Below are 22,040 nucleotides of genomic sequence, written 5' to 3' on the forward strand. Positions count from 1 at the left end.
ATATTCGCGTCATCCGCCTGCCGCGCCACGGCGCCTCCTGTCCGGTGGGCATGGGCGTTTCCTGCTCCGCGGATCGCAACATCAAAGCGAAGATCAACCGCGAGGGGATCTGGATTGAGAAACTGGAGAGCAATCCGGGCAAGTATATTCCCGAGCATCTGCGTCAGGCCGGCGAGGGAGAAGCGGTTAAGGTCAATCTGAACCAGCCGATGAGCGATATTCTGGCGCTGCTGTCGCAGTATCCGGTGTCGACCCGCCTGTCGCTGAGCGGTACGATTATCGTGGCGCGCGATATCGCCCACGCCAGGCTGAAAGAGCTTATCGATAATGGCGAGGAATTGCCGCAGTACGTCAAGGACCACCCGATCTACTACGCGGGCCCGGCGAAAACCCCTGACGGCTACGCTTCCGGTTCTCTTGGCCCGACCACCGCAGGCCGTATGGACTCCTACGTCGATCTGCTGCAGGCGCATGGAGCGAGTAAAATCATGTTAGCCAAAGGTAACCGCAGCCAGCAGGTGACCGACGCCTGTCACAAGCACGGCGGTTTCTACCTCGGCAGCATCGGCGGTCCGGCGGCGGTACTGGCGCAGCAGAGCATCCGTAGTCTGGAGTGCGTGGCCTGGCCGGAGCTGGGGATGGAGGCTATCTGGAAAATTGAAGTTGAAGACTTCCCGGCGTTTATCCTCGTGGATGATAAGGGCAATGACTTCTTCCAGCAGATCCAGAGTTCGCAGTGCGCCCGCTGCGTGAAATAAGCTCAGCCGCCCTTCGGGGCGGTTTTTTATGCCGCTTAGCGGCACGAACCACCAAAATAACTTATAAATCTGACCCATACTTTACGCTTTAAGCAGGTGAGCTTTGTCGCTATTACGCACTTTGAATCCAAGGAGAAAGTAATGACAACGCATCGCAGTGAAAAAGACTCTATGGGCGCAATCGATGTGCCTGCCGATAGGCTTTGGGGCGCGCAGACTCAGCGCTCGCTGGAACATTTCCGCATCTCGACGGAAAAAATGCCGGTCGAGCTTATTCATGCGTTGGCGCTGACCAAGCGTGCGGCGGCAAAGGTGAATAACGATCTCGGTCTTCTGAGCGCAGAAAAAGCGCAGGTGATTATTCAGGCTGCGGATGAAGTGCTGGCAGGCAAGCATCCGGACGAGTTTCCGCTGGCAATCTGGCAAACCGGCTCCGGTACGCAAAGCAACATGAATATGAATGAGGTGCTGGCTAATCGTGCGAGTGAACTGCTGGGCGGGGTACGCGGGATGGAGCGTAAGGTGCATCCTAACGATGATGTTAACAAGAGCCAGAGCTCTAACGACGTTTTCCCGACGGCGATGCACGTAGCGGCGATGATTGCGCTTCGGGTAAAGCTGATCCCGCAGCTCAACATTCTGAAGCAAACGCTTAATGATAAATCCCTGGCCTTCAACGATATTGTCAAAATCGGCCGCACCCACCTGCAGGATGCGACGCCGCTGACGCTCGGCCAGGAGATCTCAGGATGGGTCGCCATGCTCGAGCATAACCTCCGGCATATTGACCATAGCTTGCCCCATCTGGCGGAACTGGCGCTGGGCGGCACGGCGGTGGGAACCGGGCTTAATACCCATCCGGAATACGCGGTACGCGTCGCCGCCGAGCTGGCGGCCCTGAGCGGCCAACCGTTTGTGACTGCGCCGAACAAGTTTGAAGCGCTGGCGACCGTTGATGCGCTGGTGCATGCCCACGGCGCGCTGAAAGGGCTGGCCGCTTCGCTGATGAAAATCGCCAACGATGTGCGCTGGCTGGCCTCCGGTCCGCGCTGCGGCATCGGCGAAATTGCGATCCCGGAAAATGAACCGGGGTCGTCGATTATGCCGGGCAAGGTTAACCCGACCCAGTGCGAGGCCCTCACTATGGTCTGCTGTCAGGTGATGGGTAACGATGTCGCGGTAAACATCGGCGGCGCTTCGGGCAACTTTGAGCTCAACGTTTACCGCCCGATGGTGATCCACAATTTCCTGCAATCGGTGCGGCTGCTGGCTGATGGGATGGCGAGCTTTAATGAGCACTGCGCGTCAGGCATTGAACCTAACCGCGAGCGCATCAGCCAGTTGCTCAATGAGTCGCTGATGCTGGTTACCGCCTTGAATACTCATATTGGCTACGACAAAGCGGCGGAAATTGCCAAAAAGGCGCATAAAGAGGGGTTAACGCTCAAGGCCTCCGCGTTGGCGCTCGGCTACCTGACGGAAGAGGAATTTGACCGCTGGGTGCGCCCTGAAGAGATGGTAGGCAGTATGGCTATTCGCTAGCCAGCCACAGGTGCAGTCGCGGAATCATTAGCCTGAGCGATTGCGCCTGCGGTTTATAACGATACTGCACGTTCCCGGCGTCATAGTTCAGAAGCTCTCCGAGGTCCGGCACGCTAACGCCCTGCGTGCCGGATATCAGCGCGATCATCGGCCCTGGACAGGCGTATTGCACCTGCTTTTGCTGCCCGCTATACCACACCCTGGCGATAGGCTGAACCTTTACCGGCCTCTTTATCTTCAGCTTCGCCCGCTGCGGCAGGGCGGCAATATCCTGGTACTCTCGCTCCAGCTTGCTTTGCCACTGTTCGCGCGTCCAGGGCGGAACCGCGCGGGGCGACTGAAGACTTTTTTCCAGTTGCATGAGAACCTGGTCGCGGGTGAGATTTTTAATCACATGCTTATTGGCCCAGCCGAAGCGGATAGTGCTCGGGTCAATTAACGGGGTGAGCGTGCGATAGGCGCTCAGCGTGATCAGTCCCGGCAGGTGGCGATGGACCCACTCAAATCGTGCGGTAGCGGGAAGACCGGAATCGACGGTGATAATCTTCTCGAAGGTCGCTTTAAGAACGTTGATATGGGCGATCTTGCGTAATAGTTCTGCCTGCTCGCTGGCCTCAGTTCGCAGGCAGATCGCGCCGGGCAAACGCACGGCAGCCTTACTGCTGCGGGTTTCCGACTGCTGCTGGATAAACAGGTGGCTATAGTGTTTGAGCGCCATCTCCAGCGCGGGTTTACCGGTGTGCTGAACCACGTTGATGTTCTCCAGCGGCTGGTGTTCGGCATCTTTGCTGACCGGCGGCAGCTCAAAGACGCGCGCAGCCAGCAGACGGCACTGGCTCAGGGCCTGTTTAAGCGCCTGCAGTTCACGCTCGAGCTGGCGAAAGGTGTCGTTCAGACGTTCAACGAGGTCATAGCTGGCCATATTTCTCCACCTTAGTTACAACATACTTTATGTTTTTTTAAACTATAGCAGACCTCAGCTCCTGCGCAAGGGCTCATCAGGCCGAGGTAAAATTCGGCAGCTGATGATAAACCGGCCAGCTAAAACAAAAACAGGCGCCACCGAGCCCGCTTGCCTGGCAATGGACTTCGCCAGCCATTGCCTGGGCAATACTGTGGACGATAGCCAAACCAAGACCGCAGCCGCCGGTGGCGCGATCGCGGCTGGGGTCGAGACGAACAAACGGCTCGAACACTTTCTCCCGCTCAGCGGGCGCGATACCTGGACCATCATCTTCGACGCGCAGCGTTGCGCGCGAACCCTGCAGCGTCAGGCTGACCTGAATACGCTGGTTACTGTAGCGCAGGGCGTTGTTCACGAGGTTATCCAGCACCCGTTCCATTAAGCGCATGTCCAGCGCGCCGTAATTTCCGTCCACGACTTCGCTTAGCGCAACGTCGCGCTGGGGATTCACCGCCTGAATATCTTCTACGCGATCGCCGAGCCACGCCGGGAAATTGGGGGTCGTCAGCTTCAGTTCATTCTGCGGGCGATCGAGGCGCGCATAGGTCAGCAGCTCTTCAATCAGGGCCTCCAGCTGGCCGATATCGCGATTTAACGCCTGTGATTCGGCTTCTGTAAGGTTCTCGCTCATCTCCAGGCGGTAGCGCAGACGCACCAGCGGGGTGCGCAGTTCATGGGCAATACCGTCGATCAGCTGTTTTTTGCTGGCGATAAGCGCGTTGATATTATCGGCCATCTGATTAAACGCCACGCCCAGCCGTTCGAAGCTGGACATGCTATCGAAGTGGATCCGCTCGCTAAGATGCCCGTCGCCGAAGCGCTGAGCGGCGGTTTCGATACGCAGCATATCCTGCCAGTGGGGGCGCATCCAGATGAATACGGGAAAGGCCAGCGAAATAGCAATGAAGGCCATCAGAGCCAGATCCAGCAGGCGCATCTCATGCAAAAAATAGAGATACGGTACCGGGCCGACGGAGAGCACGTAGTGGCTACGAGGGATACGCTGAATAAAGGTGTACTGATCGTCCAGGGCTACGATATCGCCAGCGCGCAGATGCTGCATCGAGTTTTCCGAGAGCTTGAATTTGCTGATAGGCTCGATATGCAGATCGAATGAAAGATTAAGGTCCAGCTCTTTGAGCGTTTTGCTCCAGTCGCGCGGCGGGATCTCGCGCAGCTCGCTGCGCATCAGATACAGCGAGCTCTTCATCAAATCATCCAGCGACTGGCGGCCTGCTCGCTCGGCGGTAAATTTGTACACCAGGCCGACCATCATCGTCATTACCAGAAAACAGACGAACAGCAGGAGGTAAAACTGCACAAACAGCTTTTTCATAGCCAGATCCGTAAATTAATTGTCCCACGCGTGCGGGGCGAATAAATAGCCTTTATTGCGTACCGTTTTGATGCGATAAGGCTCAGTCGCGTTGTCGAGAAGCTTTTTGCGCAAACGCGAAATGGCGACGTCGACGCTGCGGTCCATACCATCGTAGCTAACGCCGCGCAGGTTTTTTAATAGCGCATCCCGATCCATAATTTGTCCTGCGTGGGTCGCCAGCTCCCATAACAGATCGAAATCCGCGGTGGACAACGCGACGTTTTCCCCGCTGAGCATAACCTGACGATTGACCGGATCGATACTCAGCGAACCAAAAGCGATCGCTTTATGCGGCGTCAGCGAGGAGGGGACGCCGCTACTGTCCTGGGGGGGGACATGCTGGCGCAAATGCAGACGCAGTCGGGCTAACAGCACTGCGGGTGGCGTTGTTTTCAGAATATAATCGCTGGCGCCCATTTCGAGCGACAGGATATGGTTCATATCGCTATCCAGTGACGTAAGCAGCACGATGGGCCCTTGCCACTGGCCGCGTAAATCCCGGCACAACGTCATCCCATCTTTACCGGGCAGCATGATATCCAGCAGCACCAGATCGGGCTTTTCGCGCGCGATAACCTCTTCGGCACGGTCACCGCGAGGCTCAACCACGACGTCCATATCATGTTTCCCGAGATAGGCCGCAATCAGCGCGCCTACTTCGGCATCATCCTCAACGAAAACAATTTTATTCATAGCGTGTATGCTTACACTCATCTCTGGCTGATTGAATCTGTTGCCCTTAGGCGCGGTCAGTGCCACGCTTAAGGCATCATCAGGGCGTAGCCCGTTAATTCACTGTTGTCATTGTAAACTATTCGGGCATCAATATGAGCTATGAGTTAGCGATGAAATTCGCTATGATGGCTGAATTCGCGCAATGATTGATCAGATTTATGCTTTGCCGCGCGTTTAGCGCATCGTGCTGGATGCGGGCAGGACTGGCTGAAGAGCTTCTGCCCGTACAAAATAGATGCTGCTAAATTAAGGTGAGATCGAAGCTGCCTTATTCCATGCTCTTTTGCCTGGCGCCGTAGGGGCAGAGGACGAATTTGCAGATGCTTCTTCGGTTGCAAATTAGCAGCGTTGGATTTTGATTGCCGGGGCACTGGATAAACTTTGTCAGCGTTGACCATAGCTTTTCGCTATAGGGAAAAGCATGAATAACCTGTAAGTCGCCGGGCTCACCGTTTATGAAGACGTCATCTTGCGTGATGTTAATAACCGAACCGATGTTCAAAAAATAATCTCCATTATACCATATAATTAATTTCAGATTTCTGGCACTGGCCGCAACTGAAAATCCTGTTCCAGTTAAAGGACATACAAGACTATTTTCAATATTCCACTCCATGCTAGACGCTCTCCAGTAATTCACGAGCATTTTCGCGTTGATAAATATAGTTTAATGAGTTTCAGAGGCTTTTGGATTGTGTATAACGCAGGTCCGAACATGAAGATTCCTTTAGCTGGTTCTTATTCAGGCTAATATAAAATGATTGCGGTTATATGAGTGTCTAATACTAGTAAAGATAATAGCAACAAGTAAAAGATTCGAAAAACTCGGCAGGAGTGAACTAATAAACTGAAATGCATGTTATGAACAGAATTATATTCTGCAATGGATATTATGTTTAGATCGAAAGATCGTAAAATCAGTTAATTACGATCTTATTCACTGCGGTTGCTTTGATTAATGGTAAAGTATGCTTTTATATGAAATCGGTTTTATATTGATCTAAGTCAATAAATTGTGCCTTATTGTGCTCTTTTTCTCAAAAAAGGCTACGTGCGCTATTTAAGGTTATGCGCAAGTAGAATAACGCAAAAGCAAGCGATTAAGATGAAAAACCATCCATGTCAATAAATGGTTTCTACCATATTTAGTAGGTATTGATGTGTATCATTTAGTTCCAGATAATAGCTCTATTTAACGCACGATATAATTGATATTTATTTCTTTTGTAGGCCCGTAAAAACGCAAGGCCGGCGTTCAGGAAGGGGGCTTTGCCTGCGGAGGCTGCAAAAAAGAAATACGCTAAATGGATGAGCAATAATGCTTGCGATAAATCTTAATCCGCTATAATGAACGAAAAATCGACTAATCCTTTACGCCTCGTTTGATAAAATAATTTATTTAAGCTCATGGGGTTAGCAGGCGTAAAATTAGCCGGAAATAGCAGACTCTGTTTCCTGGTAAATTGTCACTACGGCAAGCATTAATAACTGTTCATAAGGCATCAGAGTGATAGGCGAGGCCATTGTGATGATGGGATTCAGGGCGCTGGCGGATTCTGCGCCATGGTGTCTGCGTTTGCACATTTATCAACAGCGGGACTTAGGTTATGCTGCAGGTTCTTGTTGTTTAAATGTTAAGGCAAAGGAATGGGGCTGTTGATAAAAGCGCTGCTCGGCGCGCTGGTCGTCGTGTTGATCGGCGTACTTTCTAAAACGAAGAATTACTATATCGCCGGCTTGATTCCGCTCTTTCCCACTTTCGCCCTGATTGCGCACTATATCGTTGCCAGCGAGCGGGGGATCGAGGCGCTGCGAACCACCATCGTATTCGGAATGTGGTCGATCATTCCGTACTTTATCTATTTGCTTTCGCTATGGTATTTCACCGGCATCATGCGCCTGCCGTTTGCTCTGGCAGGCGCGGTGGTGTGCTGGAGCCTGTGCGCGTGGCTGTTGATTATCGGCTGGAGCCGTTTTCACTAGCGCAGATGACGTCCGCCGTCGACGGCAAACGAGCGCCCGGTAACGTAGTGACTGCCGAAGAGATATTCGATCAGATCAATGATCTCTTTTTCACCCGGCGCGATTTTCATCAGCGATTTGTCGAGGGCCTGTTTGCGGTACTCCGCATCATCGCCTTCATTAAATAAAATCAGCGATGGGGCGATGGCGTTAACTTTGATTTCCGGCGCCAGCTTACGAGCGAACGAGCGGCTCATATTATCCATTGCCGCCTTGCTGGCCGCATAGGCAATATGCTTGTCGCTGCCGCGCTCCACGACGTAGTCGGTAATGTGAATAATATCGCTGGCGGCCTGTCCGTGACCGCGTAGCAGGCTCTCCAGCGCATGGTTGAGCAGGTAAGGGGCGTTGACGTGAATTTGCATCATGCTAGCGAGCACCGTGGTTAACGGGATCCCCGGTTTTTCAGCCATCCAGCCGCTGGCGTTATGAATGACGGCGCGCAGGCCGGCGGCGGCCTGCGCTTTTACTTCTTCGGCGAACGCCAGAATGCTGTCGTCAGTGCTGAAATCCGCGTGCAGACAAACGGCACCCGCATTACGCAGTTCGTCGATGGCCGGATACCATGTGCGGTAGCTGATCATAACGGGCTGCTGCCGGGCCAGAAAATGGCGAGCCAGGGCGAGACCGATGCGACGGCCTCCACCGGTAATCAGGATCGGGCGAGGCTGGATGTCAGCCATGGGTATCTCCTATGAGTTCAGCGGCAGGGTAACCGCTTACCCTACCAACATCCACGTTGCCGGTACGGCGGCAACCAGCAAAAAACCAATTAATGCCAGGTCACGGCGTTTAAGCGGGCGATCGTGCTGGTGTGTACGACGGGCATACAGGAACACCAGAAGACCCGGAGCGTAAAGTATCACTGACAACAATAAATGCACAGGGCCGGACGCATATAATAACCATAAGCCATAAATGCAGGCTCCGACGCCTACCGCCTTGTGCAGCGGGCGCCGGGCAATCTTCAGCAGAAATGCGCCGACCAGAAAATAAGGGACCAGAATCATCTCGGAGGCGATCGTCAGCAGCGTGTTGTAATCCGAGCCGGTCAGCCAAATCAATACCAGTGAAGCCTGCACGCTAATATTGGTGAGCCACAGCGAAGACGACGGCGCATTGTTTTTGTTGGTGCGCGCGAATAGACGCGGAAAGGCTTTATGGGTTGCAGCCAGATAGGGGACTTCCGCCGCCATTATCGTCCAGCTCAGGTAAGCGCCGCAAACGGAGATAATCAGCCCGGCAGCGATCACGATCTCGCCCCACGGGCCCATCATTTGCACCATCAGCCCGGCCATTGACGGATTGCGTATTTCCGCCAGCTCGCTCCGCGGTACGACGCCTAAAGAGAGAAGCGTCACCAGCAGGTAGACCGCCAGCGCGGAGAGTACCGCCAACAGCGTTGCGCGTCCGACATCCCGTTTATTACGCGCGCGAGCGGAAACCACGACCGCGCCTTCCACGCCGATGAATACCCACAGGGTGATCAGCATGGTGTTTTTCACCTGCTCCCATACCGGTACGCCCAGCGCCAGACCGCTAAAATCAATCCGGAAGGTCTCCATGCGAAACGCAAAGGCGGCCAGCGCGACAAACGCGCCGAGCGGCAGCAGCTTGGCAAGCGTCGCGGCGAGATTGATACCCGCCGCCGTTTGGACGCCGCGCAGCACCAGGAAATGGACAATCCATAGCAGCGCGGATGCGCCGACGATAGCTTGCCAGGTGTTGCCATCGCCGAACAGGCGCAGCTCGGGAGTATCGGTAAAAAAGCTTAGCGCCGAGAACACGATAACCAGATAGGAAACATTCGCGATAACCGCGCACAGCCAGTAGCCCCAGGCGGAGCAGAAACCAATCAGTTCACCGAAGCCTTCGCGGGCGTAGGTAAATATGCCGCCATCGAGGTCGGGGCGGATGCGGGTAAGCAGCAGCATAGCGAAGGCGAGGAACAGGATCCCCACGCCGGTAATGCCCCAGCCAATCAGCAGCGCGGAAGGACTGGCGACGGCCGCCATGTTTTGCGGCAGACTGAATACACCCGCGCCCAGCATCGAGCTGAGTACCAGCGCGGTCAGGGCGCTAAGGCCCAGTTTCTTTTCCATGGCGTTCCCGAGGTGACAATCATCAATCTAAGAATATTTATTTGGCGGAATCGCATAAAAATGGAGGATTACGCTAAGGCGCGGGATTTTACGGAGTGTTTTGTATGCATGCAATGGAGATAAATGAAAAAAAAAGAAAAGGCGACAGATCGCCGCCTTTTTGTTCAGTTCAGACGCCGTTATTTATACAGGTCGGCGCTGATAGTGATGTTGCCACCGCGCTCCTGCCACTGGCGTGTGATGTGATAGTACTTCGCGCCTTTCTTCGCGGCGCGCTTAGCCGTCTGGTAGGAGATTTCCGTCATGTTACCGAAATTACCGGTGAACTTGATGCTGTCATAAGGAACCATCTGCGCGGCGGTAATTTTGTTCACTTCCTCAACTTTGGTGCCGTCCGGGAGCGTGACGGTGTAACGTCCACCTTTAGAGGATTGCGTTTCAAAGAAACGGCCTACGCCAGTGCCGGAACCGACCGCTGCGGTCGTCGCAACGCCCGGAATTTCCACTTTCTTAGCCGCTTCTCCGCCTTCTGCCAGCGCGGCGCGTCCGGCTTCTGAATCGGCCGGGATCGCATCCGGGCTTTGCAGAACGCGCTTTTTGGCATCCGCTTTGTAGATATAAGCGGTGATACGCTGGTTGCCGCCCTGGTTGGCATCAACCTGGCGCACGATAAAGAAAGAGGCGGCGCCCTTGGCCTTAGCCGCTTTAGTGATGGCGTCGTTGACTTCCGGCTGGCTGCGGTAGAAACCTTGCACGGTAACGGTATCGAACGGTTCCAGCTCAACGGCCTGGTCTTTCGGTAATTCCATCACGCCGTTGATAATGCGATTTTTAGGCGCGTCGGCCTGCGGGGCGTTTTCTTTATAAAAATCGGCCGTTACGCGCAGGTTGCCGCCGCTGCCAAAATCAGACGTGTCGACAACATAAAAGGAAGCTGCGCCTTCTTTGTCCGCTTTACGGGAAACTGCCTGCACGGCGTCGCCAATGGCGTTAAAACGACCGGTGACCACTACGCGATCGTAGGGCTTCAGCGCCGCCGCCTGCTCCGGGGTCAGCTCGGTCGCTGCGTGGGCAGACAACGCGGTTGTAGCCAGAAGAGCAGACGCCAGGAGTGAGTTCTTAAGCTTCATAAAAATAATCCTTTGCCTTGCGCAAACCATGTACTGGTGTTGTTGTTGACTGAAAACGTTTGATTATTGCATTTATCGTGAGTGACTGTCTGCGTCAATTTTCAGTTGTCGCTCTAAACGTATAGTGCAGAAATATAACATTTTTCGATATGTTGAAAAAACAGCCGCTTGACCAGCAAAATCGATAATCAATATCACTTTCATAAGTTAACGTAATGTTAATACTATGATCCAGATGGCGATAAATGGTGAATTAACCCCTCATCCAGGCGAATTATCAGGTGCTGGCATGAAAATAAGGTAAATATTGCTGCCTGACACGGTTAGCCGTGCGTTTTACCAATAAAATCAAAATTTCTGTTTTATCGCTGTAGATCACAATCGGTATTTTCAGTAGGTTATAAAAAGTTTGTTACTGTTTCATTTTTTCAGACATATGTTGCCAGGCGCGTTCATCCGCCTTCGCAACGGTCGTTTGTAAGAAAAGTAAACCATCATCAAAAACCGATGGAAGGGAAAACTATGCGTATTGGTGTACCAAGAGAGAGACTCGCCCTGGAAACCCGGGCCGCCGCAACGCCGAAAACGGTGGAGCAGCTGCTGAAACTCGGGTTCAGCGTCGCGGTAGAAAGCGGCGCCGGTAAACTGGCCAGTTTCGACGACGAAGCCTTCGTTCAGGCTGGAGCGGAGATCGTGAGCGGTAATGACGTGTGGCAGTCTGACGTCATTCTGAAAGTTAACGCCCCTGATGACGATGAAGTTCTGCTGCTGAATCCGGGCACGACGCTGATCAGCTTCATCTGGCCCGCGCAAAATCCGCAGCTGATGGAAAAACTGGCGGCGCGGAATATTAACGTGATGGCGATGGATTCGGTGCCGCGTATTTCGCGCGCGCAGTCGCTGGATGCGTTAAGTTCGATGGCCAACATCGCCGGCTACCGCGCGATTGTTGAGGCCGCCCATGAGTTTGGTCGCTTCTTTACCGGGCAGATTACCGCAGCAGGTAAGGTTCCTCCTGCGAAGGTAATGGTCATCGGCGCAGGGGTTGCCGGGCTCGCGGCCATCGGCGCGGCGAACAGCCTGGGCGCGATTGTCCGCGCGTTCGATACCCGCCCGGAAGTCAAAGAGCAGGTGCAGAGTATGGGCGCCGAGTTCCTTGAGCTGGATTTTAAAGAGGAGGCGGGCAGCGGCGACGGTTATGCCAAAGTCATGTCCGAAGCCTTTATCAAAGCCGAGATGGCGCTCTTTGCCGCGCAGGCCAAAGATGTTGATATTATTGTCACCACCGCCCTGATTCCGGGCAAACCGGCGCCGAAGCTGATCACCCGCGAAATGGTTGACTCCATGAAACCGGGCAGCGTAGTGGTGGATCTGGCATCACAAAACGGCGGCAACTGCGAATACACCGTACCGGGCGAAGTGGTCACCACCGCTAACGGCGTGAAGATCATCGGTTATACCGATCTGCCGGGACGTCTGCCGACGCAGTCGTCGCAGCTGTACGGCACTAACCTGGTTAACCTGCTTAAACTGCTGTGTAAAGAGAAAGACGGCAATGTCGTTATCGATTTTGATGATGTCGTTATCCGCGGCGTTACCGTGGTTCGCGAGGGTGAAATCACCTGGCCCGCTCCGCCCATTCAGGTTTCTGCTCAGCCGCAGGCGGCAGCGAAAAAGGTTGAAGCGCCAAAAACAGAGGAGAAACCGAGCTCGCCGCTGCGCAAGTATGCGCTGATGGCGCTGGCGATTATTCTGTTCGGCTGGCTGGCAAGCGTCGCGCCGAAAGAGTTTCTCGGCCACTTTACCGTCTTCGCGCTCTCCTGCGTGGTCGGTTATTACGTAGTCTGGAACGTCTCCCATGCGCTGCATACGCCGCTGATGTCGGTCACCAACGCCATCTCCGGCATTATCGTCGTCGGGGCATTATTGCAGATAGGCCACGGCGGCTGGGTCAGCTTTCTGAGCTTTATCGCGGTGCTGATCGCCAGCATTAATATTTTTGGTGGTTTCACCGTCACTCAGCGCATGCTGAAAATGTTCCGCAAAGGATAAGGGGTAACAAATGTCTGGTGGATTAGTTACAGCTGCATACATTGTTGCCGCGATTCTGTTTATTTTTAGCCTGGCGGGGCTTTCCAAACACGAAACCTCCCAGCAGGGCAACTACTACGGTATTGCCGGGATGGCGATTGCGCTGGTGGCGACCATTCTGGGGCCGGACAGCAGCAACGTCGCGTGGATCCTGCTGGCGATGGTCATCGGCGGCGCTATCGGTATTCGTCTGGCGAAGAAAGTCGAAATGACCGAGATGCCGGAGCTGGTGGCGATTCTGCACAGCTTCGTTGGCCTGGCGGCGGTGCTGGTTGGCTTTAACAGCTATCTGCAGCACGAAACCGGTATGGAACAGATTCTGGTCAATATTCATCTGACCGAAGTGTTTCTCGGCATCTTCATCGGTGCGGTCACCTTTACGGGTTCCGTGGTTGCCTTTGGCAAGCTGTGCGGCAAGATGTCCTCTAAGCCGCTGATGCTGCCGAACCGCCACAAGCTGAACCTGGCGGCGTTGGTCGTATCCTTCCTGCTGCTGATCGTCTTCGTGCGTACCGACAGCATTGGCATGCAGGTGCTGTGCCTGCTGGTGATGACCGTCATCGCGCTGGCCTTTGGCTGGCACCTTGTGGCCTCCATTGGCGGCGCGGATATGCCGGTGGTGGTGTCAATGCTGAACTCCTACTCTGGTTGGGCGGCGGCGGCGGCGGGCTTTATGCTCAGCAACGACCTGCTGATTGTCACCGGTGCGCTGGTGGGTTCTTCCGGTGCGATTCTGTCTTATATCATGTGTAAGGCGATGAACCGTTCGTTCTTGAGCGTTATTGCCGGTGGTTTTGGTTCTGACGGTACGGCGTCCACAGGAGATGAAGAAGTGGGCGAGCATCGCGAAATCAGCGCTGAAGAAACCGCTGAGATGCTGAAAAGTTCGCAGTCGGTCATTATCACTCCGGGCTACGGCATGGCGGTTGCGCAGGCCCAGTATCCGGTAGCGGAAATCACCGAACGACTGCGCGCGCGCGGAATCAAAGTCCGGTTTGGTATTCATCCAGTCGCCGGACGTCTGCCGGGCCATATGAACGTCCTGCTGGCGGAAGCGAAAGTCCCGTATGACATCGTGCTGGAAATGGACGAGATCAACGATGATTTCTCCGACACTGACACCGTGCTGGTTATCGGCGCTAACGATACCGTTAACCCGGCGGCGCAGGACGATCCGGGCAGCCCAATCGCCGGTATGCCGGTGCTGGAAGTGTGGAAAGCGCAGAACGTGATTGTATTCAAGCGTTCAATGAACACCGGCTATGCTGGCGTACAGAACCCGCTGTTCTTCAAAGAGAACACCCACATGCTGTTTGGCGATGCCAAAGCCAGCGTCGATGCGATTCTGAAAGCGCTGTAGAGTCAAGTCTTTTAAAACCTGTGCTTCTTAAGCCGTCTCTTCTGAGACGGCTTTTTTATATAGCCAGCGAAGCCATGATTTGCTCATAAAATCATCAGTTCAGAGTGATATAATACGCCTGTTTTTCACCCAAACTGAGGATATTATGGATACCGAGTTAACCCCCACGCAACTGGCTATCGAATTTCTGCGTCGTGACCCCGCTGCACTAACCCCCGCGCAGTATCTGAAAAAGCTGAAACTACTGGAACTTGAGTTTGCTGATTTGATGGCGCTCTCATCCATGGAGCTTAAAGAAGAGATCGATCACGCCTGGCGTTTAGGTATCCACTAACGTTTTAGTTACCGATATAGCTGTTGAAATAAGGGCCATGAGGCCCTTTATTTTTGCTATCGACATGGCAAAAAAATCCCCCGCGTGGGCGGGGGAGGATTGTTATGACAGCGATAAACGGCGCTGGTTAATCGTCTTCTTCGTCATCAAGCTCAACCGGCGTCTGATACTGATCCGGTTTCAGCGCCAGCAGATCGCAGCGCAGGTGGTCGATAACCTGTTCAGCGGTATTGCCGAGGAAGGCCGCTGAAAGCCCTGTACGGCCAATCGTACCCAGCACCACGATCCCCGCCTGGAGATGCTCCGACAGGTCTGGAATGACCTCTTCAGGTAACCCTTTTTCAACATGAGTACGGTTTTCATCGATGCCGAATTTCTGCCGCAGCGCTTTCATGGCCAACAGGTGCTGGCCGCGTATGGCGTCGTTGTAGACGCTGGGGTCAAAATCCGGTAGCTCAATGGCAATATTGATAGGCGTAACCGGATAGGCGCCCACCAGATGGACCTCAGTATGGTTAACCTGTTCCGCCAGCTCAATGGTTTCTCTTACCAGCTTTTCATTGAGCGCGTTGTGGTAGTTCTCTTCACTGGCGAGATTAACCGCCACCAGCGCTTTGCCGCCTTCCGGCCACGGCTGATCTTTAACCATCCAGACCGGGCACGGACATTTGCGCAGCAGATGCCAGTCCGTAGGCGTGAAAATCACCGCTTCCAGCTTGTCGTGCTGGTGCGCCATCTTCAGAACCAAATCATGCTTCTCGCTTATGATTTCCTGAATAATGGCTTCGAAGGGGCGGTTATGCCACACCACTTTGATGTCAATGGGTACGCCGGACTCAATATAAAATTTGGCCTGCTCGCGAATCCAGGCGGTACGCTGCCCGATTACGCCCTGGCGCATAGCGGTACGCTCGTCCGGGGAGAGCAGGGTGGTCATTTCATAGGAAAAATCATAGATCGGCAAAAAGGCTTTGATGCGTCCACCAATCCGTTGGTGCAGATACACCGCACGCCGCAATGCAGGCTGGTCGTCCTGATTGGGGTCGATTACTACCAGCATGTTCTGATACTTCGCCATACAGGGTCTCCTTACAACTGTAACTACAGTCTGTAATTAAAAAGATAACCTATATGGATGAAATGAAACAGGGGATAAGCCTGGCCAGATCAACAAATGAGAAAAAAATTCGCGATCTGGCCGGATAGGAAGGAACTATCAGGCGACGTTGCGGGCCTGACCAGCAAGCTGCGCCAGCAGGTCGCTGTTTTCGATGGTGATGTATTTTCCTTTAACCGCCAGCATACCGCTTTTCTGGAAACGACCCAGCAGGCGGCTGATGGTTTCAACCGTCAGGCCCAGATAGTTGCCGATATCGCCGCGCGTCATGGTGAGGCGGAACTCACGCGGGGAGAAACCACGCTGTGCAAAACGGCGGGACAGGTTGTAGATGAAGGCCGCCAGGCGCTCTTCTGCGTTCTTTTTAGAAAGCAGCAGGATCATATCCTGATCGCCTTTGATCTCACCGCTCATCAGACGCATCATCTGCTGACGCAGATTCGGCATCTTGCCGGATAGGTCGTCGAGCGTTTCGAACGGAATTTCGCAGACCATTGAGGTTTCCAGCGCCTGGGCAAAGCTCGGGTGGTGGCCGGTGCCGATAGCGTCAAAGCCGACCAGATCGCCCGCCAGATGGAAACCGGTAATCTGCTCATCACCCTGTTCGGTAATGGTGTAGCTTTTAATGGTGCCAGAACGAATTGCATACAGCGATTTCAGCTCATCACCGGCTTTGAACAAGGTCTGTCCTTTCTGGATAGGCTTTTTCCGCTCGATAATGTTATCAAGCTGATCAAGCTCATGCTCGTTCAGAGTAAAAGGGATGCAAAGCTGGCTAATGCTGCAATCCTGGCAATGGATTGCACAACCGCCAGACTGAATGCGTCGTATAATTCGCTTTTCCGGGATCATAAGTCTGCTCAGGCTTTAATTGATATTGGTCAATTTTAACATCTTTTTGGTGAGCAGGTAAGCCTCGAACCTCTGAAACACGTAATATTAAGAGGGTAAATCCATTTTGTTAGTTATCCATTTGATTATTAATAAGTTATCTGGCTAATTTGGATTGTAAAGTTACCGGAAACTTCCAAAAAGGCACTTACGGTCAAAGAAGCAGATACCCCTCATGGCGCAATAACCACTCTTTTCTCTGTACGCCGCCGGCATAGCCGGTCATGGTTCCGTTGCGTCCGATCACCCGATGGCAGGGCACCACTATGCTGACCGGATTTGAACCATTAGCAGCGCCCACGGCGCGCGCTGCGCCCGGTCGGCCCAGCGCCTCCGCCAGTTGACCGTAATGCATGACCTGACCGCAGGGGATAGTGCGCAGCGTTTTCCAGACTTCCCGTTGAAAAGGGGTGCCTGCGGTGGCGGTAGGAAGCGTATCAATAATGGCGAGATCGCCCGCGAAATAATCACTGAGCTTACTGCTCAGGTTACCGGGATTGCGGGAATCAACGCGTTGGTAACCTTCATGCCGATAATGAACATCCAGCAGTTGCTCCATGCGCTCGCGATGCTGATCCCACTCAACGGCCCGCAGGTTGAACTGCTCATCGCAAATCACCCAGAGCGGCCCCAGCGGGGTGTCAATTTTATCTTGTAGCAGCGTCAGCATCGGTAATCCTTCATCGAGGTTAGTTTGACAGGACATCACCATAGCATGAGGCGAGGTTGGCAAACTATACCCCGAAAAGGTCAACAGAGAGGGTCAACATGGACTATTAATTATGATGTGAGTAAAGCGATGTTTATTGCGGTATTCACTAACTGGCGCGCGGGCAATGCGATGTTATCCGGCGGCGAATTTTCCTGTACAGAGAGGGCTATTTACCGGCAGGCGCCGGTACTCTTTATGAATTGACTGGCATTCTTTGAGGCCATATTTCCTGGCGTTTCTTCGCTGTTTTTTCAACAAAGGTGGTGATATGCAATATATGATGACTGGCGTTGTAGTAGTGATTATCAGCGGCTTAGCAATTCATCTGATCTCTTTGGCGATTGAGGGCCTGTATAAAGTTATCCGTAACCGCACGACCTGGCGCTAACGTTTGGCGGCCTTCCCTGGCCTTTGGCGACGTTAAGGCAACCGCGGATAAATACCCGGTCCGATAGGGAGTCCCGCGAGATACCAGACCACCAGCAACAGTAGCCAGACGACAAGGAAAATGAGTGGATAAGGCAAGACCAGCGAGTAGTAGGTTCCCAGTTTAGCCTCGGGCCGGTAGCGCTGTAAGAAGCCGAGAAATAGCGGCACAAACGGCGATACCGGCGCCAGCGGCAGCACCGATGAGTCGGCAATACGAAACAGAATTTGCGCGAATGCCGGATGAAAGCCCAGCAGCATAAACATCGGCACGAAAATCGGCGCCAGAATCGACCAGATTGCCGAACCGCTGGCGATGAACATACACAAAAAGGCGGATAGCAGCGCCAGGCCGACGAACGCCGGCACGCCGCTCATTCCCGCGCTCTCCAGCAGGTCCGTTAAACCGACGGCCATAAATTTTCCCATATTGCTCCAGTTAAACATGGCGACGAACTGGGCCAACGGGAAGACCATCACGATAAAACCTGCCATCTCTTTCATGGGTTCAATCATCAGCGGAGGCAGATCGGCCTGGCGGCGAATTTTGCCGGTGGCAATGCCGTAAGCCAGTGAGACGACGAAGAAGAAAAAGATGATGAGCGGGACGATCCCTTTTATAAATGGCGAAGGCATCACGGTATGCTTAATGGGGTCACGCAAAATACCGTTTTCCGGCACGACCATCAGCGCGATAACCGCCATGAATAACAGCGCGGCAATACCGGCCACGCGCAGGCCGAAGCGCTGTTCTGGCGTTAACGATTGCAGCGTTTCATCGCTTTTGCCTTGCCATTGACCTAAGCGCGGCTCGACCAGCTTATCGGTAATCAATCCACCGACCAGAGTGAGAACGATCACCGAAGTTGCCATAAAGTACCAGTTATCGATCACGCTGACGTGCAGCGAGGCGTCAAGGGTTTTGGCCGCTTCGGTACTGATTCCTGAGAGCAGGACATCGGTGGTGACGATGAGCAGGTTGGCCGTGAAGCCGCAGCCGACCCCGGCGATTGCCGCCAGCAGCCCGGCAACCGGGTGGCGGCCGACGGCGAGGAACATCAGGGCGCCTAACGGCGGCATAATCACCAGCGCGGCATCGGAAGAGATATGGCTAAAGAAGGCGATAAACAGCACCATATAGCTGGCGTAACGGGCGCTAACGTGTGATGACATTTTTGCCATCAGCGAAGGCAACAGGCCCACTCGTTCAGCAAATCCAGCCCCCAGAACCAGAGCCAGAATGGCTCCCAGCGGCGCGAAACCGCTGAAGTTTTTAATCACGTTCGGCAAAAACCAATGTAATCCTTCAATGCTGAGCAGATTTTTCACCACCACTCGCGAGCCGTCGGTGGGGTTCTGGACGCTGACGTTCAGCGCCGACAGGATGGCGGTGGCGGCCATTAATACCACGATCAGATAGATAAACAGTAAAAACGGATGCGGGACCTTATTACCAATTTTTTCAACCCAGCCATAGAGCTTACCGGTGGGGGAAGGCGACGGTATGGATGACATACTCATGGGCGTTCCTCAGTTGTCGTTGTTGTGTTGTTTGTCTCTTAACCCCAGGGCGTGTCAGCAGTTGTTTTTTTTGCGCTTAACGCGTTGCTGTACTCCATCCGGAGGTCTTTTATTATTTTAAAATCGAAGGCTTGACGTCCTGCGGGATCGGACACCGGTAGGGCCTTTCGGCTAAAACCTGTGCCAGTTCCTGCTGACTGGTAGTCAGTAGCGACCTGTCGCTGAACAAACGAATGGCCGTTGCAGCCAGTATTTTCCCCGCCAGAAGCATTCCTTTGTGAGCGATGGAGGTTCTGCCCTGGCTCACCAGTTGCCAGGTATGCAGCGGCGTCCCGACGGCAAAGCAGGGGCTGAAGCATTGGGCTACGGGAGCTTTCCAGCTTACGTCGCCGACGTCGGTAGAGCCCGCAAGGATGTTATCGGTAGCCGCCCACGGCGCCACTTCATCGATAAGGATCGTCTCGCGGTGGCGGCGGGCGAATGCTTTCCCCTCGTCTCCGCTGGTATCGGCAATGTTTTTCAGGCTGTTATGAATATCGTTAGCGCTTAAGGTCGCGCGAATTTCGGCGGCGAAAGCGCGCTCTTCCTCGCTCCAGTGCGGCGTGCCGTAATGGCATACCGCCTGATACATCGCCGCTTCCAGGGTGCGGTTGGGGAGATAGCTGGAACAGGCTTTTTCGAAGCGACAGCTGACGCTGGTCTCGGTCATCAGCGCGGCGCCCTGGGCGATTTTTTCGATCCGGGCGAAGATTTGCTGTGCGTCGGCCATTTCCGGGGCGCGAATGAGATACAGCACTTCCGCCTGCGCCTGAACAACGTTAGGAGAGACGCCGCCGGTATCGGTGATGGCGTAGTGCACCCGCGCCTTTTCGATAATATGCTCGTTAAGGAAGTTGCTGCCGGTGGTCATCAGCGTCACGGCATCCAGCGCGCTGCGGCCAAGATGCGGAGAGTTTGCCGCGTGCGCCGCGGTGCCGGTAAACCGCCATGCCGCCTGAATGTTGGCAAGGGTACTGGTGCTGAACATCCCGGCCCAGGCTTCCGGGTGCCAGGTCAGGGCGGCGTCGATGTCATCGAATAACCCCTCGCGGACCATAAAGGTCTTCCCGGAACCGCCTTCCTCGCCGGGACATCCGTAGAAACGAAGCGTGCCGACGCCGCCTTGTTGCAGCAGCCAGTTCCTGGCGGCGACCGCCGCGGCGAACGCCGCCGTACCAAGCAGGTTATGCCCGCACCCGTGGCCGTTTTCCCCCGGCGTTGGAGATGCGGGCGCTGCGCAGTAAGCCTGCTGGCTGAGCCCCGCCAGGGCGTCAAATTCGCCGAGCAGGGCAATTACCGGTTGGCCTTCACCAAAGCTGGCGATAAAGGCGTTGGGGATCCCGCCCGCATTGCAGGTCAATTGAAAACCTTCCGCTTCCAGCGCATCGGCCAAACACGCGGCGGACCAGAACTCCTGAAAGCGGGTTTCCGGATGATCCCAGATATCATCGGCAATGGCGCAAAAATCGTTGCGCCGCCCCTCAATAATGTCATCGACAAATTGATAAACCTGTTCCATTACACACCTCGCTGCCAGGGAAAGTTCAGGGCGATGCGCGCTAACGTGGCGACGGCCTGGGTCATTACGCTTTCGTCGAAATCAAATTTTTCGTTGTGGTGGCCAGCGCTCAGTTCCGTGCCGAATATCATGTATGAGGCGAGACCGCCGCGCTCCTGGACCCGGGCCATCATCAGGGTGGCATCTTCGGAACCCGCCGGGGCAGCGATACGATCGACGGCCTGCTTAACGCCGGGGACCTGCGCTGTCTGTTGACGCAGATAGTCCACCCACGCCGGCGACGGGGCGCTGGAGGTGGCCGCGCCCATCAGGTGCAGCTGGTAGCTGGCTGCATACATCGTCGCCGCGCCGGCGATAGCCTGCTTAGCCCGCTCAAATACGTACTGGTTAATAGCGTCGGTTTCGCCCCGGGTTTCGACTTTTAATAGCGCGGAGGAGGGAACTACGTTACGCCCGGTACCGGCCTGCATGACGCCGACGTTAACCCTTGATGCCCCGGCGCTATGTGGCGCGATGGCATGCAGGGCTAGGGCGGCTTGAGCCGCAGCCAGCAGCGCATTACGTCCATCTTCAGGTTTACCGCCAGCGTGGGCGGCGACGCCGCTGAACTGCACATCGAATTTGGTGGTGGCCATAAAGTTATCGCCGCCGCAAACGACGGTGCCGGCAGGGACGCCGGTACCGATATGAATGGCGGTGAAGTAGTCCACGTCATCAAGTACGCCCGCCGCCACCATGGCGCGAGCGCCGCGGGTACCTTCTTCTGCCGGCTGGAAAATCAGCTTAATCGTCCCGTTGAGCTGCGCGGAATATTCCTTGAGCACGTGCGCCAGCCCCAGGCCGATTGCGGTATGACCGTCGTGGCCGCAGGCATGCATCATGCCTTCGTTGCAGGAGGCAAAACGATCGCGATGCGGACGATGATTATCGTCGTGCTGCTCGTTGAGATCGAGCGCATCCATATCGACGCGAAACGCCAAAGTCGGCCCGGGCCGCCCGGTGTCGAGCGTCGCTACCACCCCGGCGAAGCCGCCTTCAAACGCTGGTAGCCAGCGCTCCGGCGCACCCTGGGCGCGAGCGCGCTGGAACGCCTGCGCCAGCGTCTCTTCATCAGGCAGACCCATACGGCTATCGGCATCGATAACGTCGCGCCCCAGCGCCAGCTGATAACCCAGAGCGTCTAATATCTCCGCCACCTTGCTGGCGGTGCGGAACTCCAGCCAGCCGGATTCCGCATGCAGGTGAAAATCGCGACGCCATTCGATCATTTTTGGCGCCAGCTGGCGGATGAATTCATTAAGTTGCGGCATAACCTTTCCTGTCATAATCAAAAACTGTGATAGTGTTCACGAAGTGATAGCGTTTGCTTATCGCTATGCCCTTTCATGCATACTCACCC

At 54.6% G+C, this 22,040-nt stretch carries 19 protein-coding genes; 6 read left to right on the top strand and 13 right to left on the bottom strand.

What is annotated here, in order from left to right:
- On the top strand, positions 1-758 hold a 758-nt coding region (locus tag HMPREF3178_RS31890), incomplete at its 5' end, for a FumA C-terminus/TtdB family hydratase beta subunit (RefSeq protein ID WP_049128546.1).
- A gap of 141 nt (positions 759-899) precedes the next feature.
- The gene (fumC, locus tag HMPREF3178_RS22605) at positions 900-2,300 is read left to right on the top strand and encodes a class II fumarate hydratase (RefSeq protein ID WP_004102603.1); all 1,401 of its coding nucleotides are present in this window, start codon (positions 900-902) and stop codon (positions 2,298-2,300) included.
- Here fumC and tus read toward each other — a convergent pair.
- The 4 genes from tus to iraM all read right to left on the bottom strand — a co-directional run bounded on the left by tus (position 2,290) and on the right by iraM (position 5,993).
- On the bottom strand, positions 2,290-3,222 hold the full coding sequence (tus, locus tag HMPREF3178_RS22610; protein ID WP_004113404.1) for a DNA replication terminus site-binding protein: 933 nt from the start codon (positions 3,220-3,222) through the stop codon (positions 2,290-2,292). The two genes, fumC and tus, sit on opposite strands and share 11 nt — an antisense overlap.
- A gap of 76 nt (positions 3,223-3,298) precedes the next feature.
- Positions 3,299-4,600 carry a two-component system sensor histidine kinase RstB gene (rstB, locus tag HMPREF3178_RS22615; RefSeq protein WP_004102599.1) on the bottom strand — a complete coding sequence of 434 codons (1,302 nt, stop codon included), beginning with the start codon at positions 4,598-4,600 and terminating at the stop codon, positions 3,299-3,301.
- 15 nt (positions 4,601-4,615) lie between these two features.
- Positions 4,616-5,335, bottom strand: coding sequence for a two-component system response regulator RstA (rstA, locus tag HMPREF3178_RS22620; RefSeq protein WP_004102597.1), 720 nt, complete (start codon positions 5,333-5,335; stop codon positions 4,616-4,618).
- Positions 5,336-5,645: 310 nt separating this feature from the next.
- A complete protein-coding gene (iraM, locus tag HMPREF3178_RS22625; RefSeq protein WP_004102595.1) occupies positions 5,646-5,993 on the bottom strand; it encodes an anti-adapter protein IraM in 348 nt (115 codons plus the stop codon).
- A gap of 1,031 nt (positions 5,994-7,024) precedes the next feature.
- Between iraM and HMPREF3178_RS22630 the strand changes: the two genes are divergently transcribed.
- Positions 7,025-7,360: a GlpM family protein gene (locus tag HMPREF3178_RS22630; protein WP_004102593.1), complete on the top strand. Its 336-nt coding sequence runs from the start codon at positions 7,025-7,027 to the stop codon at positions 7,358-7,360.
- Here HMPREF3178_RS22630 and folM read toward each other — a convergent pair.
- From folM to ydgH, 3 genes are all read right to left on the bottom strand, one after another.
- Entirely contained in the window at positions 7,357-8,082 is a 726-nt protein-coding gene (folM, locus tag HMPREF3178_RS22635) for a dihydromonapterin reductase (RefSeq protein ID WP_004102591.1), read from the bottom strand. The genes HMPREF3178_RS22630 and folM overlap by 4 nt on opposite strands.
- A gap of 36 nt (positions 8,083-8,118) precedes the next feature.
- The gene (locus tag HMPREF3178_RS22640; protein WP_016810120.1) at positions 8,119-9,501 is read right to left on the bottom strand and encodes an amino acid permease; all 1,383 of its coding nucleotides are present in this window, start codon (positions 9,499-9,501) and stop codon (positions 8,119-8,121) included.
- Positions 9,502-9,680: 179 nt separating this feature from the next.
- Entirely contained in the window at positions 9,681-10,631 is a 951-nt protein-coding gene (gene ydgH / locus HMPREF3178_RS22645; RefSeq protein ID WP_004102587.1) for a DUF1471 family protein YdgH, read from the bottom strand.
- 522 nt (positions 10,632-11,153) lie between these two features.
- Between ydgH and pntA the strand changes: the two genes are divergently transcribed.
- From pntA to HMPREF3178_RS22660, 3 genes are all read left to right on the top strand, one after another.
- Positions 11,154-12,683, top strand: a complete 1,530-nt coding sequence (gene pntA, locus HMPREF3178_RS22650) for a Re/Si-specific NAD(P)(+) transhydrogenase subunit alpha (RefSeq protein ID WP_004113399.1) — start codon at positions 11,154-11,156, stop codon at positions 12,681-12,683.
- A gap of 10 nt (positions 12,684-12,693) precedes the next feature.
- The gene (gene pntB / locus HMPREF3178_RS22655; protein ID WP_017145759.1) at positions 12,694-14,082 is read left to right on the top strand and encodes a Re/Si-specific NAD(P)(+) transhydrogenase subunit beta; all 1,389 of its coding nucleotides are present in this window, start codon (positions 12,694-12,696) and stop codon (positions 14,080-14,082) included.
- A 145-nt stretch (positions 14,083-14,227) separates the two neighbouring features.
- The gene (locus HMPREF3178_RS22660) at positions 14,228-14,416 is read left to right on the top strand and encodes a YdiH family protein (RefSeq protein ID WP_004102581.1); all 189 of its coding nucleotides are present in this window, start codon (positions 14,228-14,230) and stop codon (positions 14,414-14,416) included.
- Positions 14,417-14,543: 127 nt separating this feature from the next.
- Here HMPREF3178_RS22660 and uspE read toward each other — a convergent pair whose 3' ends face one another.
- The 6 genes from uspE to HMPREF3178_RS22690 all read right to left on the bottom strand — a co-directional run bounded on the left by uspE (position 14,544) and on the right by HMPREF3178_RS22690 (position 21,951).
- On the bottom strand, positions 14,544-15,494 hold the full coding sequence (gene uspE / locus HMPREF3178_RS22665) for a universal stress protein UspE (protein ID WP_004102579.1): 951 nt from the start codon (positions 15,492-15,494) through the stop codon (positions 14,544-14,546).
- Positions 15,495-15,632: 138 nt separating this feature from the next.
- Positions 15,633-16,385 carry a fumarate/nitrate reduction transcriptional regulator Fnr gene (gene fnr / locus HMPREF3178_RS22670; RefSeq protein WP_004102577.1) on the bottom strand — a complete coding sequence of 251 codons (753 nt, stop codon included), beginning with the start codon at positions 16,383-16,385 and terminating at the stop codon, positions 15,633-15,635.
- Between the two features lie 193 nt (positions 16,386-16,578).
- Entirely contained in the window at positions 16,579-17,094 is a 516-nt protein-coding gene (ogt, locus tag HMPREF3178_RS22675; RefSeq protein ID WP_004102576.1) for a methylated-DNA--[protein]-cysteine S-methyltransferase, read from the bottom strand.
- A gap of 462 nt (positions 17,095-17,556) precedes the next feature.
- Positions 17,557-19,083, bottom strand: coding sequence for a p-aminobenzoyl-glutamate transporter (abgT, locus tag HMPREF3178_RS22680; protein ID WP_017145760.1), 1,527 nt, complete (start codon positions 19,081-19,083; stop codon positions 17,557-17,559).
- 112 nt (positions 19,084-19,195) lie between these two features.
- Positions 19,196-20,641, bottom strand: a complete 1,446-nt coding sequence (locus tag HMPREF3178_RS22685) for a M20 family metallopeptidase (RefSeq protein WP_017145761.1) — start codon at positions 20,639-20,641, stop codon at positions 19,196-19,198.
- Positions 20,641-21,951, bottom strand: a complete 1,311-nt coding sequence (locus tag HMPREF3178_RS22690) for a M20 family metallo-hydrolase (RefSeq protein ID WP_070585522.1) — start codon at positions 21,949-21,951, stop codon at positions 20,641-20,643. Before HMPREF3178_RS22690 ends, HMPREF3178_RS22685 begins: the two co-directional genes overlap by 1 nt.
- Positions 21,952-22,040: the final 89 nt, after the last annotated feature.

It is taken from the genome of Klebsiella sp. HMSC09D12 (genome assembly GCF_001808475.1).
Lineage (GTDB): Bacteria > Pseudomonadota > Gammaproteobacteria > Enterobacterales > Enterobacteriaceae > Klebsiella > Klebsiella oxytoca.

Excerpts from the sequence above, each read along its gene's own strand:
- fumC (WP_004102603.1), top strand. The coding sequence starts at position 900 with ATGACAACGCATCGCAGTGAAAAAGACTCTATGGGCGCAATCGATGTG.
- tus (WP_004113404.1), bottom strand. The coding sequence starts at position 3,222 with ATGGCCAGCTATGACCTCGTTGAACGTCTGAACGACACCTTTCGCCAG.
- rstB (WP_004102599.1), bottom strand. The coding sequence starts at position 4,600 with ATGAAAAAGCTGTTTGTGCAGTTTTACCTCCTGCTGTTCGTCTGTTTT.
- rstA (WP_004102597.1), bottom strand. The coding sequence starts at position 5,335 with ATGAATAAAATTGTTTTCGTTGAGGATGATGCCGAAGTAGGCGCGCTG.
- iraM (WP_004102595.1), bottom strand. The coding sequence starts at position 5,993 with ATGGAGTGGAATATTGAAAATAGTCTTGTATGTCCTTTAACTGGAACA.
- HMPREF3178_RS22630 (WP_004102593.1), top strand. The coding sequence starts at position 7,025 with ATGGGGCTGTTGATAAAAGCGCTGCTCGGCGCGCTGGTCGTCGTGTTG.
- folM (WP_004102591.1), bottom strand. The coding sequence starts at position 8,082 with ATGGCTGACATCCAGCCTCGCCCGATCCTGATTACCGGTGGAGGCCGT.
- HMPREF3178_RS22640 (WP_016810120.1), bottom strand. The coding sequence starts at position 9,501 with ATGGAAAAGAAACTGGGCCTTAGCGCCCTGACCGCGCTGGTACTCAGC.
- ydgH (WP_004102587.1), bottom strand. The coding sequence starts at position 10,631 with ATGAAGCTTAAGAACTCACTCCTGGCGTCTGCTCTTCTGGCTACAACC.
- pntA (WP_004113399.1), top strand. The coding sequence starts at position 11,154 with ATGCGTATTGGTGTACCAAGAGAGAGACTCGCCCTGGAAACCCGGGCC.
- pntB (WP_017145759.1), top strand. The coding sequence starts at position 12,694 with ATGTCTGGTGGATTAGTTACAGCTGCATACATTGTTGCCGCGATTCTG.
- HMPREF3178_RS22660 (WP_004102581.1), top strand. The coding sequence starts at position 14,228 with ATGGATACCGAGTTAACCCCCACGCAACTGGCTATCGAATTTCTGCGT.
- uspE (WP_004102579.1), bottom strand. The coding sequence starts at position 15,494 with ATGGCGAAGTATCAGAACATGCTGGTAGTAATCGACCCCAATCAGGAC.
- fnr (WP_004102577.1), bottom strand. The coding sequence starts at position 16,385 with ATGATCCCGGAAAAGCGAATTATACGACGCATTCAGTCTGGCGGTTGT.
- ogt (WP_004102576.1), bottom strand. The coding sequence starts at position 17,094 with ATGCTGACGCTGCTACAAGATAAAATTGACACCCCGCTGGGGCCGCTC.
- abgT (WP_017145760.1), bottom strand. The coding sequence starts at position 19,083 with ATGAGTATGTCATCCATACCGTCGCCTTCCCCCACCGGTAAGCTCTAT.
- HMPREF3178_RS22685 (WP_017145761.1), bottom strand. The coding sequence starts at position 20,641 with ATGGAACAGGTTTATCAATTTGTCGATGACATTATTGAGGGGCGGCGC.
- HMPREF3178_RS22690 (WP_070585522.1), bottom strand. The coding sequence starts at position 21,951 with ATGCCGCAACTTAATGAATTCATCCGCCAGCTGGCGCCAAAAATGATC.